Here is a 16,628-nt window from a genome sequence, read left to right as displayed (position 1 = left end):
GTTGGCGTGACGCGTGGGCGGGGGCCGCCCACCCTACCGTGCGCGCCTGCGCACCGTGGTCCCCAGGATGCAGATGCCGGCCAGCAGCATCGCGACGTTCCCGGGCTCCGGCACCGGCGAAATCGCGAACACTTCCATTGCATTCAACTTGACGATCTCGCCGTGCAGGCTGCCGTCGATGATGCTGTAGCCTTCGTTTGCCGGATTTCCATAGCTCAGTTGCCACGACGTGGCCGCCGTCAACGCGTCGTTGACGTACAGGTCCGGTCCGGAACCGAAAATGGGACCGTAGCCGGCCTCGTTATAGGTCTGGCGCAAGCCCTGGCTCGGCAGCACGTAGTCCGTCAGGACCTGGCGGTACACGGCCGGGGTCGTCATGTTGAACAGGAAGGCCGTGCGCTGCCAGTCGCGCTGGGTCTCGTGCCAGCCTTCATCGGACGCCCAGCCCTGCGGGTTGTAGCCGCCCACGAGGTAGCTGGCGCCGGCGTCGTTCGTCACGTCGAACAGGGTGAAGGTCGCGCCCTTCCCGTCCGCGCCGGCGTGGAAGGCGTCCGACGTATCGCCGGGACGCAGGGTGTACACATTGTTGAGGTTGAATTCGCCGGCGCCGAGCCAGCGTTCGAGTTGGGCGTGGCTGTCCGCGTCCAGCAGAGCAGATCCGCCGATGATATCGCCTGCCGCCGCCGTGCCGCCGACGCCGGCGAGCGCGCATGCCGCGATGATCGTCTTCATCTTCATGATGTTCCCCCGATGGGTTTCGACGATGCATTGTATGCCGCATGCGCGCGGCCATACGCACTGTAGCGCTACGGAACTAAAGGAAAAGACGCGTCCGCACGAGAAATGCGGACGCGGGGATGTGGGCTTACGCCCGCTTGTAGATGTCCTCGAAGCGGACGATGTCGTCCTCGCCGAGGTAGCTGCCGGACTGCACTTCGATCAGGTGCAGCGGCAGCTTGCCCGGGTTTTCCAGGCGGTGCGTCATGCCGATCGGGATATACGTGGACTCGTTCTCGGACAGCAGGGTGACGTTGTCGCCGCACGTGACGCGGGCCGTGCCGGACACGACGATCCAGTGCTCGGCGCGGTGGTGGTGCATCTGCAGCGACAGCTTTTCGCCCGGCTTCACGCAGATGCGCTTGACCTGGAAGCGCTCGCCCGCGTCGATGCCTTCGTAATAGCCCCACGGACGGTACACCTTCGTGTGATACAGGTGTTCCGTGCGCTCGTTGCCCTTGAGGTGGTCGACGACGTTCTTCACGCGCTGGACCTGGTCCTTGTGCGCGACGAGCACGGCATCGTTCGTCTCGACGACGACGAGGTCCTTCACGCCCACGACGGCCACGATGCGGCTCTCGGCGCGCACGAGCGTGTTGCTCGTGCTGTCGAGGTAGACGTCGCCGCGGATCGCATTGCCGTTGGCATCCTTGTCCTGCACGTCGGCCAGCGCCGACCAGGAACCGACGTCGCTCCAGCCGATGTCGGCCGCGACGACGACGCCGTCGCGCGTATGTTCCATCACCGCGTAGTCGATCGAATCGGACGGGCTCGCGGCGAACGCGGCTTCGTCCAGGCGGCAGAAGTCCAGGTCGCGGTACGCCGACTGCACGGCGGCGCCGGCGGCCTCGGCGATCGTCGGCGCGTGCTTCCCGATCTCGGCCAGGAAGCGGTCGGCACGGAACATGAACATGCCGCTGTTCCAGTAAAAGCCGCCGTCGGCGACGAAGCCTTCGGCCGTGTTGCGGTCGGGCTTTTCGACGAAGCGCTCGATCTTGTAGCAATCGTCGCAGCCCGGCAGCGGTTCGCCGCGGCGGATGTAGCCATAGCCCGTTTCCGGGGCGCTCGGCACGATGCCGAACGTGGCCAGCGCGCCCTGCTCCACCTGGACCGCGGCACGTTCCACCGCGAGGCGGAACGCTTCGTTCTTTTCGATCACGTGGTCGGCCGGCAGCACGAGCATCACGGCGTCCGGATCCTGCGCTTTCAGGAAGGCGGCCGCAGCTGCCACGGCCGGGGCCGTGTTGCGGCCCGCCGGCTCGAGCAGGATGCCGTGCGGCGTGATGCCGACGCCGCGCAGCTGCTCGGCCACGAGGAAGCGGTGCTCATTGCCGCAAACCACCAGCGGCGCCATCAACCCCGGCCAGCCGCGGACCCGCAGCGCGGTTTCCTGCAGCATCGTCTTGTCCGTCACCAGCGGCAGCAGCTGCTTGGGCATCACTGCCCGCGACAGCGGCCACAAACGGGTACCGGCACCGCCGGAGAGGATGACTGGGTAAATTTTCATGCGTTGGCTTTCTCTAATGTCTTGTCTGTTTCTTCGGCCTGCTCTTTGCGCCGGCTGCGGCGACGGTCGCGCGCGTTCAGCCACTCCGACGAGCTGTACTCGGAGGAATGCTTCATCTCCCCGGCACGGTCGATGCTGTAGTCTTTGAAAACGATCATTTCATGTAAAGTCACGTCGTTCAGCACGCGAGTGTACTCGAAAAGCACACTACGGACGACCTCGGCACCCTCGCAGATGTGGCTGCCATGGCCGATCCACGTGGGGCCGATGATCGTGGCGCCGGCCTCGATCTTGACGCCGGAACCGATGTAGACGGGGCCCTTGATCGTCGTGCCCCGCCAGTCGATGCTCGTGTTCAGGCCGGTCCACAGGCCCGGCTCGATCTGGATGCCCGGCACATCCATATGGTTGACCTCACCAGTCAGCACGTTCTGCAGCACTTCCCAGTAATCGCTCACGCTGCCGATGTCCAGCCAGTTGAACGGACGGCCCTGGGCATAGAACGGCATGCCCTTTTCGGCCAGCAGCGGGAACAGCTGGGAACCGATGTCGAACTCCACGCCCGACGGGATCAGGTCGATCACTTCCGGCTCGAAGATGTAGATGCCGGTGCTGATGAAGTTCGACAGCGCCTCTTCCTGCTTCGGCTTTTCCTGGAACTGGGTGATGCGGCCATTCTGGTCGGTCACGACGACGCCATAGCTCGACACCTTGTCCCACGGGACTTCCTTCGTGATGACGGACGCCACGGCGCCCTTGCGGCGATGCTCCGCCAGGGCAGCCTTGAGGTCCAGGTCGATCAGCGCGTCGCCGCACAGGACGATGGTCGTGTCGTCGAAGAAGCCGCCGAATTCCTGGATCTTCTTCATGCCGCCGGCCGAACCGATCGGCACGGCAACGACTTCGCCATCTTCCTTCGTGTAGCCTTCGAAGGAATAGCCGATCTGGACGCCGTACTGCTCGCCCTCGCCGAAGTATTCCTCGATCTTTTCGTGCAGGTGGCTGACGTTCACCATGATCTCGGTCACGCCGTGCTTGCGCAGGTGCTCGATCAGGTAGGCCATCACGGGCTTGCCCAGCACGGGGATCATCGGTTTCGGCAGGTCATAGGTCAACGGACGTACACGCGTACCTTTGCCTGCTGCAAGAATCATCGCTTTCATGGTTCGGTCCTCATACGTTTATTTTGGAGTAGTCTGGTAGCGCCAGGAATCAGCGCACATCTGAGCGATGTCACGCTGCGCGGTCCAACCGAGTTCCTCGCGCGCTTTCGTCGGGTCGGCGTAGCACTTGGCAATGTCGCCGGGGCGACGGTCAACGATCTGGTAGGCAATCGGTTTGCCGCAGGCCTTCTCGAAGGCATGCACCATTTCCAGCACGCTATTGCCGTTGCCGGTGCCGAGGTTGTACGTGTGCAGGCCGGCACCCTGTGCCAGCTTGTCCAGGGTCTTGACGTGGCCGATGGCCAAGTCGACGACGTGGATGTAGTCGCGCATGCCGGTGCCGTCCGGCGTCGGGTAGTCGCCGCCGAACACGGACAGTTTTTCGCGCTGGCCGTTGGCGACCTGGGCGATGTACGGCACCAGGTTGTTGGGGATGCCGTTCGGCTCCTCGCCGATCAGGCCGCTTTCATGGGCGCCCACCGGGTTGAAATAGCGCAGCAGGGCGATGCGCCAGTCCGGCTCGGCCTTGAACACGTCGCGCAGGATGTCTTCGATCATCAGCTTGCTGCGGCCATACGGATTGGTGGCCGACAGCGGGAAGTCCTCCTTGATCGGCACCGAGGCCGGATCGCCGTACACGGTGGCCGACGACGAGAACACGAGCGTCTTGCAGCCGAACTTGGCCATCGTCTCGAACAGCGCGACGCTGCCGTAGACGTTGTTGTCGTAGTAGCGCAGCGGCTGCGCCACCGATTCGCCGACCGCCTTCAGGCCGGCGAAGTGGATCACGGCATCGATCTTGTGGGCACCGAACACGGCTTCCATGGCCGCGCGGTCGCGGATGTCGCCTTCGACGAAGACGAACGGCTTGCCGGTGATCTTTTGCACGCGGTCTTGCACGGAACGCACCGCGTTGTACAGGTTGTCGTACACGACCACGTCGTGGCCGGCGTTCTGCAGTTCCACGACGGTGTGCGAACCGATGTAACCCATGCCGCCAGTAACGAGAATCTTCATGAATGCTCTTCTTTCGTAAAAGTGTTGCTGCCGCCGTGCTCTTGCTGGAGCCGGCGCGCATCGTTATGTTGTCGGCGCGGAAAGAGTCCCCCGCGCCATCCCTGTCTGGTGTTTTGGTGTACTACAACCTCGTGGACGCTATCGTGCGCCCTTCAACTTCAACTCCTTGAGGAACAGCCAGATGAAGGCCATGTCCTCGATAAAATATCTACGGAACATACGGCGCGGCTCCTGCAGGAAACGGTAGAACCATTCCAGCCCGGATTTCTGCATCCAGAGCGGCGCGCGCTTCACGTGTCCGATCGCCACGTCGAAGGTACCACCGACGCCCATGGCGAACGGCACCTTCATCTCGGCCTGCCAGCGGCCGAGGAACTGCTCTTTTTTCGGCGAACTGATCGCCACGAACAACAGGTCGGGGCGCGCGGCGCGGATCTGTTCGACCACGTCCGCCTCTTCCGCCTCGCCCTTCCAGTAACCGTTGCGGTAGCCGGCCAGCACCAGGTTCGGATATCTGTGCCGGTACGTGGACGCCACCTTGCCCACCACGTCTTCCCTGGCGCCGAGCAGGAACACGCGCCAGCCCTTCTCGCCCGCGCGCCGCATCAGCGCCTCGAACAGGTCGCAGCCCGCGACCCGTTCCTTCAGCGGCCGGCCCAGCAGGCGCGACGCCCACACGACCGGCATGCCATCGACATTCACGAGCGCGCAATCGTTGATGATCCGGCGCAGTTCCGGATCGCGGCTGGCCTTGACCAGCTTGTCGACGTTGACCACCACGTGTTGATGGGGCCGTCCTGTATGGATGAACCCCTCGACCGTCTGCAATGTCTCTTCCATCGTCAGGTTGTCGATGGAGCACCCCATCAGCGTGATGCGCTCGTTCATGTCTACCTCATGATTAACTTTGCCCGCGGATTTCCTTCGTCAGGACGTCCACGATGCGTTCCGCCGCACGGCCGTCCCACAGATGCGGCCGGCGGCCCTGCTTGCCCTCGCCGCGCAGGATCTTGCGCGCCTCGAGGAGGATCGCGGCCGGGTCGGTGCCGGCCAGCACGTTCGAACCTTCGTCCACGGTCACGGGACGTTCCGTGTTCTCGCGGATCGTGACGCAGGGCACGCCCAGCGCCGTCGTTTCTTCCTGCAGGCCGCCGCTGTCCGTCAGCACGACGGCCGCGTCCTTCCACAGGTTCAGGAAGGCCATGTACGCCTGCGGGCCCGCCAGCGTGACGTTCGGGCCCAGGTCGATGCCGAATTTCTCGAGGTTCGCGCGGGTGCGCGGGTGCACGGGGAAGATCAGCGGCAGGTCGGCCGCGATCTCCTTCAGCGCGCCGGCGATGCGCGTGAACGTGGCCGCATCGTCGACGTTGCTCGGACGATGCAGGGTCACCACGCCGTAGCGCTCGCCTGCGCCGTTGCCCCCTTTTTTGCGTTCGGCCTTCCACTTGCTCGTCTCGAATGCGGACGTGTCCGCGCTGCTCAATTTCTCGGCCTGGTACAGCACGTTGTCGACCATCACGTGGCCGACGTAGTGGATCGCGCCGTCCTTCTTGCCTTCGCGGCGCAGGTGTTCCACGGCCGACGGTTCCGTGACGAAGAACCAGTCGGAGATGCTGTCGGTGACGAGACGGTTGATTTCCTCCGGCATCGCCATGTCGCCGCTGCGCAGGCCGGCCTCGACGTGGGCGACCGGGATATTGAGTTTCTTGGCGACGATCGAGCACGCGAGCGTCGAGTTCACGTCGCCCACGACGAGCACGGCGTCCGGGCGCTCGCCCTGGCACAGCTCTTCGAAGCCGATCATGATCTTGGCCGTCTGCTGGGCGTGGCTGCCGCCGCCTGCCGCCATGAACACGTCCGGCTGCGGGATGCCCAGTTCTTCGAAGAACACGTCGTTCATCTCGCGGTCGTAGTGCTGCCCCGTGTGGATGATCTTGAACGCCGGCGCATCCGCGCGTGCCTGCAGCGCGCGCACGATCGGCGCGATTTTCATGAAGTTCGGGCGGGCACCTGCGACCAGATAGATGAGCATTTGAAACAATCCCTTTAGTTATGGAAATTATGGAAAAACGCTGTTAGAAAAACGTTATTGTAAACTTGCACTCGACCGGAACGGCGGACGATACGGTGCTGACCTTCAGAACGTCGCATGGCTGCCTGCTTTCATAGCAGCGCGAGTACCAGCCGAGCGGCGGGTTTTCGTTGCCGCGCACCAGTTCCAGCTTCAGGTCCGCGCCGTGCGCATGCATCTGCAGCGCGAAGCGCTTGCCCCGCACGTGCAGGCCGGCGCTGTTCAGGCGCACGTCCAGGCCGGGCGCGAAATGCCAGAACAGCTCGACCTGGTGATGTTTCTTGGCGGCGATCTCGTCGCGCACCACCAGAGTTGCGCTCGCCGCGTCGAACCGGACGCTGCGCATGTGCCGGACGGGATCCGCGAGGCGCTCGTAACCGTCGTGCGAACCGCGGAAATCGAATTCGTGCGGCGATTGCGGCATGCGCTCGATCGAGGCCCGCGCCTTTTTCAGCCACATGAAGCGTCCGCCCGAGACCGACTGGTCGAGCCCGTCGATCCGCACCGTGTTGTGCGCCGACGTGCCGCGGAAGTAATCGCGCCACTTGGGTTCCTGCCAGTACGAATACGTGCCGGGATCGACGAGGCACTCTTCGCCGCCGATGGACAGGGTCAGCGCCAGCGCGTCCGCGTGGCCGTGCGCGGCGATGCCGAGATAGCCCAGCGGGCCGCAATCGACCATGCCCTTGATTTCGTTCGGCTCGCCGAAGTGCGACCCGAACAGCAAATAACCCCCGTCCGGGAACGCCCAGCCCGTCTCCGATTCGTGCGGATCCGCTTCCGGCCGCTTGCCGGGCAAGGTGTGCAGCAGCCAGCGCACGCCGGGGTGCGTGGGCGGCATGCGGCGCAGCACAGCGTCGCCCAGCGCGAGCAATTGTTCGGCGCGGTCGTTGGCGGGAGAATCCAGCCGGAACACGATGCCGTCGTCCGCATCGCCGACCATTGGCACGTTGCCTTTCAGGTCGCGCACGGAGCGCAGGAAACGCAGCGCGCGCAGCAAGGCGGTCCAGTAGGCGCGCGAGAACGGGTGGTCGCAGGCCTGGCCGACGAGGCCCGCCACGAACAGGAATTCGGAGGAAAAGATGTGGTACGCGAACGCCTGCTCGCGGTTCACGCCGTCGCGCGAGAACTGCGCCTGCGCTTCGTGCTCCAGTTCGCGCCGCGCCTGTTCCAGCCACGCGCCCGACGACTTCCAGCACGGCCAGATCGACGCGCCCACGTACAGGCCGGCCAGTTCGCCGATCAAATGATTGTTCGCCGACGAATGGCGGGACAGGTGCCGTGCGATCGCGCTGCAATGGGCGTGAATGCTGTCCAGCCAGTCGGCGCGCAGGCGCTGGCCCTCCTCGCCTGCGAACAGGCCGCTGCCTTCGCCGCCGATCATTTGCCACACGAGGCCCCAGTTGATGAGGCGGATGCCCAGTTCCAGCGAGCTCGTCCAGTTGGGGCCGACGAGCGGCGGGCACTGGTCGAGCCAGCTGCGCAGCTGCGTCTGCAGCGCGTGCAGCCAGGCGACGTCGTTCGTCACGGCCCACGCCTGCGCGAGGCGCACGAGGTGCAGGTGGCGGTTCAGTTCCCACACGTGCTTGATGTCGCCGACCTGTTCGCGGTTCGTGATCGTGATGTCGCCCGCGTAGATGCTCGGCCCCACGACGCCGGTGTCCGGATCGCGGTTCCACACGGGCGGCATGCCGACGTCGAACCGGCGGTTGGCGAACAGGACGACGTGGCCGGCGCAGATGCTGTCGGCGTCCGCCAGCAGCGCGTCGCGCTCGGCCTGGGACAGGGTCGGGGCACCGTGGACACTGAACGTGCGGGCCCGGGGCAGCGGCGGCGCGGCGCGGGCGCGCATGCGTTTCGCCACGCGCGTGAGCGCCGCCTGCTGGATCCGATAGCCGACCTCGGCCACGGACATGCAGCGCAATCGGTTGACCAGCCAGACCATCCCTGTCGCTTCGCTCATCATCGTGTCCCCGCCAGTTCACGGTAGATAGCGGACAATTGCCCGCACACCACCTCGGTTGAGTATTGTTGTTCGATGGTTGCGCGCGCACGGTCGGCCAGCCGGTCGCGCAGGGCGGTATCGCCCAGGAGTCGTGCCAGCGCCCTGGCGAGCGCCCGTTCGTCGCGCGGCGGCACCAGCAGGCCGTTGTCGCCGTCGCGCAGGGTTTCGGGAATGCCGCCGACGTGCGTCGCCACGACGGCCTTGCGTGCCGCCATCGCTTCCAGCATCGACATCGGCAAGCCTTCCGCGTGGGAAGGCAGGCAGAACACGCTGGCCTTCGCCAGCTCGGCGTCGCGCGCCTCCGGGCCGACCCAGCCCAGCAGCTCGATGCGTTCGGCGATGCCCAGCTCGGCCGCGCGCCGGCGCACCCCTTGCGCATCGCCTTCGCCGCCGAACACGAGACGCAGCGGCGTCGGACCGGACGCCTCGCGCACGATACGGGCGCCCGCTTCCAGCAATTCATGGACGCCCTTCGCGGTTTCCAGCCGGCCGAGGAACAGGATGCGGCCGGGCACGGCGGCGTCGCGGGATGGCAGCACCGGCAGCGGCACGGCATTCGGCACGACGGCCACGCGGGCGCGCGGCGCGAACGCGTGCACGAACTGGGCCCAGCCTTCGGACAGGGTGATCACGAGCGAGCTCGCTTCCAGCGTGTGGCGGATCCAGCGCCGCAGCAGCGTGCCCGACTCTTCGGTGGCAAAGGTGCGGAAGCCGCCACCGTGCAAGTGGAAAATGGTCTTGCAACCGGCCAGGCGCGCGATCAGCAGCACGACCGACTTGCGCAGGAAGCTCGCGTGCGACGCCGCGTGCACGTGGACGACGGCCGGATGCCGCACCAGGCAGGCGACGAGCGTGTGCCAGAACCCGGCCAGCGCGCCCTGCGCCTTCACCAGGGGCGAACCGTCGCGGTGGGTGGCCACGTAGCGCACCGCTTCGCGCTCGAACAGGCCATGACGGCGCAGCACGGACACCACCGCCGCCACCCCGCCCCTGCCTTCGAGCGCGGTGCCGACCATCAGGACCCGTGGCGGGGCCTTCGTCCGCATCTGTGCTGGTCGTTCCAACGCTCAAGCCCTTATAAAATGGACAATATTTCGATAGTACATCATGATTTTTCGGCCGTGCGCACGCTTCAACTCTCGATCGCGACGAACTCGAACTTGCCGTTCGGCCCACGCGGAATCGCCGCCACCCGCTCGACGCGCACCTTCACGCCGGGCACGCGCAGCAGGAACTTGTCGGCCAGCGCCCGCTCGTCCGCATCGGAAAAACCGTCGGCCGTCACGACGCGCAGCACGAACTCGCCGTCGCCGCGGTACAGCACCTGCCCTTCGACGAGGTGCCGGTCATGGCCCTGGAAAACGCGGTCGAGCCGGGCGATGATGCGGCCGTCCGGCAGGGTCACGATCCTTTCCTGGCGCCCGATCACGGCCTTGATCGTCGGGAACACCCGGCCGCACGGGCAAGGCGCTCCGTCCGGGATCACGGTGTCGCCCGTGCGGTAGCGCACGAGCGGCATCGCGGCATTGTTCAGCGACGTGCCGACCAGCTCGCAGGCACCGCCCTCGGTCTCGAGCAGGGCGACGCCGGAATAATCCGTGAGCACGTGGTAACGGCCCTCCTCGCACGTGCCGATGGCGGCCACGCGCTCGGCCTGGCCGTACCAGTCGAACACCTTCACGCCGAACGCCTGCTCGACGGCCGCGCGCACGCCTGGTTCCAGCGTCTCGGACGACGTCATCACGCCGCGCAACGCGCGTCCGCGATAGCTTCTACCGGCCGCGTTGAGCCACGCGGCCAGCGCCGCGATCGACGACGGGTACGCGTGGATCACGACGGGATCGAAGCGTTCCAGTTCGGCGATGTAGCGGCCGATCGTCTCGTTCGACAAATGGTACGACGACATCATGAGCATATTGCCCACCCAGTCGCGGCACCAGTAGCGGCCGTCCGCGGGATGGTCGGGGCAGACGATGTCGCCGCGGATCCACGCGCGCGGCTGGCCCTTGCGCCAGCCTATCCATTGCAGCTGGCGGTGCACGAAACCCTCTTCGCGCACGAGGTTGCCGAGCGACTGCACGATGGTCAGCGGCGAGCCGGACGTGCCGCTCGTCTTGATGGTCGTGCGGACCCAGGAGCCGGGGCCGCGCGGGCGCACGAGCTGTTCCGGGCGCTGGCGCACGTCGGCCTTGGTCAGCATGGCGCTGCCGGGAGACAGCCGCGGCAGCGACGTGCCGTCGCCGTCCAGCGGCACGCCGACCTGCCGGGCGCGCCGCGCGACGTAGGCGGCGAGCGCCTCGCGCGAGCGTTCGTTCGCGGCGAGGCCAGGATAGACGAACGCCCTGCCCCAGACGTTGCGGACCACTTCGCGCACGAGCGAACGCAGCGAGCACTTCAGCGAGTAGGTCCACATCGACATGGTTTAGGTCGACTCCGCCAGGATTTTCCTATAAATTTTTGCAACATTGTTACCGAGAATATCATAGGTTCGATGGCTTGTTACGTACGGTGGCCCACGTAATGCGAACTCGGCAGCAAGCGTTGCGTCATTTAACAATTGCAGCACAGCATCGGCGAACGGCACCGGCTCCATCGTCACGCACAGGCCGGCACCGCTCTCGTCGATGACAAGTTTCTGGTCGGGAATATCGTTGGCGACGCTGGGGATGCCGAGCGCCAGGTATTCGACGAGCTTCGTGGGCGACGACACGTCGAACAGGGTGCCGCGCGGGATCGGCGACAGGCCCACCTCGGCCCGCACGGCATAGCCGAGCGCCGTGCGCTGCGGCAGCCAGCCCGTCAGCAACACATGGTCGTCGAGGCGGCGCCGCTTGATTTCGCGGCGCATCCACGCCATCTCGTCGTCGGAGGGGGCGTCGCCGGCGATCACGAGCAGCACGTCGGGTTTTTTCTCGCGCAACTTGTCCGCCACGTCGAGCAGGAAGTCGGACCGGCGCGAACGGGCGATGCGGCCCAGGTACAGCACGACGCGGCGGTTATCCAGGCGCGGATCGTCGACCGGGTCGACATTGGCGCGGTCGAACAACTGGGCGTCCACGCCCATCGGCACGGCCGTCATGGTCGACCGGTCGAAACCTTTCGCGGCGAGCCAGTCGGCCATCGCATCGCTCTGCACGAACACGTGGCGCGCGCCGGGCAGCACGAAGCGGTAGATGACCACGCGCGATGCCCACGCGCGCAGCGCATGCCCCATCCATGTCAAACCGCGGCCCGAGCGGCCGATATCGTCGCGCCGGACCTCGAAGCCTTCGACGATGGGAAACGACATCCAGTAAAGGAACGGCACGCGCAGCAGCGCGGCCACGATGCGGCCCAGCACGCCGCTGGCGATCTTGTCGCGCACCTGGATGCAGTCGGGCCGGCCGTGACGCAGCGCGCGCACGAGGCCCAGCAGGTCCCACAGCGGCGCGCACACGCTGGCGAAGCGGCTGCGCAGCGAGCCGACGACGTGCATGCCGCCGGCCGGCCACGGCGACGCGTCGCCGCTGCCGCCCTGCCCCACCAGTTCCGTCGCCACGCCATAGCGGGGCATCTCGGTGCCGAACAGGGTGCGCACGTCGGCGCGGATGGGGGGCAATGGATCGCGGACGACAAAGAGGATGGAGCGCATGGATTCCTTGCCTTATGAACAACGCATGGAATCCGATTCTAGCTTACTCGTCACTGCGCACAATTGCGCGAGTCTTAAGGCATGCTGGTACGCGTGGCTGGAACTTGTCGAGCGTCCGTCATCGGTCGGAAACGGACGACTGCGGGACGCGTTTCTGTTCGCGGCGCAGTACGACATTCTGGACGATGCTGACACCGGACGATGCTACCCAGTACAGGCCCAGGCCGGCCGACATCTTCCACAGAAAGATGGCCGTGATGGCGATTTGCACCGCAACCATCACGGTCGACGGGGCGTTCGAGCCGGACGGCAGGTAGTACGCTGCGATGCCGGTGAGCACCAGCACGACAGCTGTCAGCACCGCGTCAAACGACGCCAGGTTCCTCATCCAGAGAAAGGATCCGCCTGCCGCGCTTGCGTTGCTGACCGTTTTGTAGAGCAAGCCGAAGACTGGCAACTGCACGAATGCGCCGAGGATGCTGGAGCGGTCGATCACGTGCGCGCCGTTCTGCCTGTACAGCTTTGAAACCGCGGCGAACATCGCCTGCGGATCGTGCTTCATGCGTTCCCTGATCGCGTCGACCTGGGGCTGGAGGTCGCGGATTTTTCGTTGGTTGACGAGCATTTTGCGGGACAGGTGCAGCGTCAGAGGCAGCAGGGCCAACCGTACCGTAAGGGCGAGCACCAAAATAGCCCATCCCATATTGCCCTCGAAGAGTGAAGCAAGCGCGGACATCAGCCCGTCAAGAAATTTATCCATATACGTCCTCAATAAGCCGAAACCAATAATCGTTCGAAATCTGGCCAGAATTATAAAGATCAAAACGATCCGTATTCTCAGGATTTCTGGGACGTTGAGTTCAGTTTTTCCGCAGCATGGCAGAGGTCGGAAAGAACGCGTAACACTGCGACGCGGGCCATGTTCAGGCGGCAGGCGGGCCGCGCCACGTGCGAGGAGTCGACGATGTGCCCGCCACGCAGGCCCGGGCCAGACGTCGCTTGGACGCGTTCGATGCGGCGCTGGCGCTGGCCGGGATGCGCCCCCCGCGCATCGTTGGACTGTCGGGTCGGTGACCCGTGGATATCAAGCCGCCCTGAGCGCGAGCAGGCGCGGCAGCAGCGCGGCGCTGGCCTCGCTGTCGATCTTGCGGCAGAAGTGGGCGCGCGACGCGGCGATGCGCTCGAAGTCGCCTTCGTCGAGGATTTTCGGGTTGCGGGCGCCGTGTTCGGGCCACTGGACGTAGCGGAAGTTCTGGCCCAGCACGCGGGATGCGAACGGCGAATTCATCACGAGGGTCTGGAAGAACATCTCGTCCGGACACGCGCAGCGGCGGAAGAAGCGCACGAGGCCGGGGTCGCGCGCGACGCGCGCGAGGATGTCCTGCACGCAGGCGCGCGACAGCGCCCACCACGACGAGCCGCCGTACGGCCGCATGCCGCCCGGCAGGCGGCGCACGATCCCCGTCGCGCGCATCGCGCGGTTGGCGATGCGGCAGGCGGTGCGCAGCAGGCGCGGGCCGTCGTCGCAGTAAAAATACTGGTAGCGGAAGCCGGCCGCCCACTGGCCCGGTCCGGTGCCGATGGCGACGGTGTCCAGCAGTTCCTGGTGGGCGTGGCGCGCGAGCGCTTCTTTCAGGCGCGCATTCGACAGCAACGGGAAGTCCTGGGCGGACAGGAAGACGACCTTGTCGAAATCGGGCACCTCGGCCACGATCTGTGCGAGGGCGTTGAGCACCGCCTGCACCTGGCTGAACGTGCCCCAGTGGACGTCGACGCGGTCGCGCACGAGCCGCGCGAACGGGTGCACGGCGGCCGGGTCGAGCGCGCACTTGCGGTCGAGGTTCACGACCACGCGAAACTCGTCGTCGCGCAGTTGCTCGACCAGCGCATTGAGCTGGTCCAGGTCCTTGTGTGCCTGGATCAGGAATACCTGTGTCGTCATCGCGCCGAGTCTAGCACGGCGCGTTACGACACCACGTGACGCCTGAGTTTGGAACGTCGATAAACCTGCTGCGCGTTGCAACGTCGTCCTGCGATGCTCGCTGTACTCGCGTACAGCTCCGCTTCTCAGACGCCATTGCTGCCGCTCGCGACGGTTTCTCGAGGTTCCAATTAGTTCAGGTTCACCGACTGCGTACCGACCGTCAGCGTGCGGGTCGTGCCCGACGTGGCGACCTTGGTGGTGGGACGCTTGCAGCCGACGTCGATCAGCACGAGGAACTCGGCCGCCGACTTGCCGTCGTTCTTCAGGTAGAACGCGCCGTGGTCTTCCGTCACGCCGGACTTGGGCGCCGGGCCGCTCCACTTGGCGAACGGCGCATTACCGTTCAGGTCGCGCAGGCACACCGACTGGCCGCCCGCCGCGATCTTGACGCTCGACGGGCTTTCGACCGTCATCGCCACCGGCGCGTGGAAGTTCCACTCGTACGTGTGGGCGACGACCGCCTGCATCCTGTCGCGCACCACCATCGCGTTCTGGCCGTGCAGGTACCAGATCTGGCGCTTGGCCATCGTCAACTGGCCGCCGTACGACGGGGTCGCGTCGCCTTCGGCGTAGTCGTAGGTCGACTGGGCCGAGAAGCCGGTGACGCGGCCGTTGCGCTGCAGCTGTTCGCGGTAGCCGGTGACTACCTGGCCCTTGCCGCCGTCGAACGTGACCGCGTTCTGCGACCTGGTCTGGTGGTACCAGTCGGTCCACAGCGGCGAACCATACCAGTCGTACCAGCCGGCCTTCACCAGCAGCGGCTGGCCGGCGACCGACAGCAGCAGGCCGTTCTGGTCGCCGTGGCTGTGGTTGAACGAGCCGTACGGGCTGGACTTGAAGTAGAACGACGTGCGGCCCGTCGAGCCGATGTCGCTGTGCATCGCCACCCAGCCGGTGCTCGGGTAGTAGGCCGAGTTCGACGGCGGGATCTTCAGCGTCGTGCCGGTCACCGGCATGGGATACGGCGCTTCGACCACGGACAGCGAATCCTCGAGGCCCGGCAGGTTCGCCACGTACCAGGCGGCGCGCGGCGACACCATGCGGTTGGCGAAGGCGCGGAACACGCGCGGGTCCGGCTTCGTCTCGGAACCGTCGCCGAAGGCGTGGACTTTCGAGCCCGGCGGCGTGAACTGCGTCGCGAAATCGAGGAAGCCCAAGGTCCACGGCTTGGCGTACAGGTTCACGCCGGTCGCCTGGACGATCGGGTCCCACAGCGCCGTCATGTAGCCCGCCGCGTACTCGGCGTAGGCGGTGCCGTTGGCGTAGCCGCCTTCCGCGCCCGACCACGGCGACGGGGTGTTCACGTACGAGCGGAACGTGAAGTCGAACCACGTCTGCGCTTCCGGGATGTCGCCCAGCGCCAGGGTCGAGATCAGCGCCATGTAGATCATCAGCGTATTGCCGTGCGAATCGAACGGGTACTGGTCGAGGCGGCCGTTGTCGCCTGCGATGTTGCCGTACATTTCCGTCACGCGCGTCTTGACGACGGCGAGCCACCTGGCCTTGCGGGTCGCGTCCAGGTCACCGGCCAGCAGGTCCATGCCCTTCAGCAGCGACAGCGCGATCTGGCGCGTGGCCTGGTCCTGGTTGGCGTAGCTGGTGGGGCCGGCCGGATTCAGCGCGGCCAGCTGGTCGCCGCGCTTGAGCGCTTCGGCCAGGTGGACCGGGTCCTTCTTCAGGCGCCACAGCACCGCGGCCGCTTCCAGCTGGCGCGACGATTCGTTGATGCGGTTGCGCACGTCGGTCTGCTGCGACGCCATCTGCGCCGTCAGCGGCGACGCGATCACGATCGGCCAGCGCGAATCCGACAGCTCGGGCAGCGCCGTCATCTGCAGCTTGACTTCGTTGATCAGGCGGCTGACGTACGGATCCAGGTCGGCCTTCTTGGCCGAGCTCCACGTCGAGTACGCGGTGAAGGACGGGGCCAGCGAACGGGGGCGCGCCTTGTTCAGGATGCGCGAACGCAGCGTGGCGTTGTCGGGCACTTCGAACACGGTCGACTTGCTCGTGATCGCGAACGCGCGCGGGGTCGACCATTCCGTCGAACCGGCCGCGCGCACGCGCCACGTGTAATTGCCCAGTGCCAGCGCCTTGGTCGGCAGGTACCAGTTGCGCTCGACCGTCGCCTTCACCGGCGAGCCGCCCGACGGGGTGATCTCGATCTCGTAGCTGGCCGGGCCGGTCGGATGACGCGCCCAGGCGAAACCCGGCGGGTTCTGTGCCTGCACGGCGCCATTGGCCGGCGCGGGCTGGACGACCAGGGGATCGGTGGATTGGGCCCAGTCGGCGCGCGCGCTGAACGACATCAACAGCGACGACAGTGCGGCGACGGCGACAACGCCCTTCCGGTGAAATTTCATGTGCTTGCTCCGAGAAATATTAACTGGACGACTAGAGGGTCAGCCCGTCGGCAGGAAGCCAGGGCCCGATTTGCTTGAAGCGCTCTGCTGATGCAAATGAGCGCTGTTCGATA

Annotated in this window: 13 protein-coding genes; all 13 read right to left on the bottom strand. The window is 65.9% G+C overall.

Going from position 1 to position 16,628, the window contains the following annotated elements; all coding sequences use genetic code 11:
- Positions 1 to 33: 33 nt before the first annotated feature.
- Positions 34 to 738 carry a PEP_CTERM-anchored TLD domain-containing protein gene (locus ACEN98_RS23785; RefSeq protein ID WP_413387387.1) on the bottom strand — a complete coding sequence of 235 codons (705 nt, stop codon included), beginning with the start codon at positions 736 to 738 and terminating at the stop codon, positions 34 to 36.
- A 127-nt stretch (positions 739 to 865) separates the two neighbouring features.
- Entirely contained in the window at positions 866 to 2,284 is a 1,419-nt protein-coding gene (locus ACEN98_RS23780) for a mannose-1-phosphate guanylyltransferase/mannose-6-phosphate isomerase (protein WP_413387386.1), read from the bottom strand.
- Complete coding sequence (locus tag ACEN98_RS23775) at positions 2,281 to 3,447, bottom strand: sugar phosphate nucleotidyltransferase (RefSeq protein ID WP_413337489.1); 1,167 nt, start codon at positions 3,445 to 3,447, stop codon at positions 2,281 to 2,283. Before ACEN98_RS23775 ends, ACEN98_RS23780 begins: the two co-directional genes overlap by 4 nt.
- 18 nt (positions 3,448 to 3,465) lie before the next feature.
- Complete coding sequence (galE, locus tag ACEN98_RS23770; RefSeq protein ID WP_413337488.1) at positions 3,466 to 4,464, bottom strand: UDP-glucose 4-epimerase GalE; 999 nt, start codon at positions 4,462 to 4,464, stop codon at positions 3,466 to 3,468.
- 138 nt (positions 4,465 to 4,602) lie between these two features.
- Positions 4,603 to 5,352, bottom strand: a complete 750-nt coding sequence (locus ACEN98_RS23765) for a WecB/TagA/CpsF family glycosyltransferase (RefSeq protein ID WP_413337487.1) — start codon at positions 5,350 to 5,352, stop codon at positions 4,603 to 4,605.
- 13 nt (positions 5,353 to 5,365) lie between these two features.
- Entirely contained in the window at positions 5,366 to 6,496 is a 1,131-nt protein-coding gene (wecB, locus tag ACEN98_RS23760; RefSeq protein WP_413387385.1) for a non-hydrolyzing UDP-N-acetylglucosamine 2-epimerase, read from the bottom strand.
- A 43-nt stretch (positions 6,497 to 6,539) separates the two neighbouring features.
- Positions 6,540 to 8,498: an alginate lyase family protein gene (locus ACEN98_RS23755; RefSeq protein ID WP_413387384.1), complete on the bottom strand. Its 1,959-nt coding sequence runs from the start codon at positions 8,496 to 8,498 to the stop codon at positions 6,540 to 6,542.
- Positions 8,498 to 9,586 carry a glycosyltransferase family 4 protein gene (locus tag ACEN98_RS23750; protein ID WP_413387383.1) on the bottom strand — a complete coding sequence of 363 codons (1,089 nt, stop codon included), beginning with the start codon at positions 9,584 to 9,586 and terminating at the stop codon, positions 8,498 to 8,500. The genes ACEN98_RS23755 and ACEN98_RS23750 overlap by 1 nt, the downstream gene beginning before the upstream one ends.
- A gap of 86 nt (positions 9,587 to 9,672) precedes the next feature.
- Positions 9,673 to 10,959, bottom strand: coding sequence for a phenylacetate--CoA ligase family protein (locus tag ACEN98_RS23745; protein WP_413387382.1), 1,287 nt, complete (start codon positions 10,957 to 10,959; stop codon positions 9,673 to 9,675).
- Positions 10,960 to 10,962: 3 nt separating this feature from the next.
- The gene (locus ACEN98_RS23740; protein ID WP_413387381.1) at positions 10,963 to 12,171 is read right to left on the bottom strand and encodes a glycosyltransferase; all 1,209 of its coding nucleotides are present in this window, start codon (positions 12,169 to 12,171) and stop codon (positions 10,963 to 10,965) included.
- A 118-nt stretch (positions 12,172 to 12,289) separates the two neighbouring features.
- The gene (locus ACEN98_RS23735) at positions 12,290 to 12,931 is read right to left on the bottom strand and encodes a YidC/Oxa1 family membrane protein insertase (protein WP_413387380.1); all 642 of its coding nucleotides are present in this window, start codon (positions 12,929 to 12,931) and stop codon (positions 12,290 to 12,292) included.
- Between the two features lie 324 nt (positions 12,932 to 13,255).
- A complete protein-coding gene (locus tag ACEN98_RS23730) occupies positions 13,256 to 14,113 on the bottom strand; it encodes a beta-1,6-N-acetylglucosaminyltransferase (RefSeq protein WP_413387379.1) in 858 nt (285 codons plus the stop codon).
- A gap of 170 nt (positions 14,114 to 14,283) precedes the next feature.
- Complete coding sequence (locus ACEN98_RS23725; RefSeq protein ID WP_413387378.1) at positions 14,284 to 16,515, bottom strand: heparinase II/III family protein; 2,232 nt, start codon at positions 16,513 to 16,515, stop codon at positions 14,284 to 14,286.
- Positions 16,516 to 16,628: the final 113 nt, after the last annotated feature.

The sequence above is a fragment of the Massilia sp. CT11-137 genome, assembly GCF_047302885.1.
GTDB classification, from domain to species: domain Bacteria; phylum Pseudomonadota; class Gammaproteobacteria; order Burkholderiales; family Burkholderiaceae_D; genus Telluria; species Telluria orientalis.
This window is presented reverse-complemented; position numbering and strand designations above follow the sequence as displayed.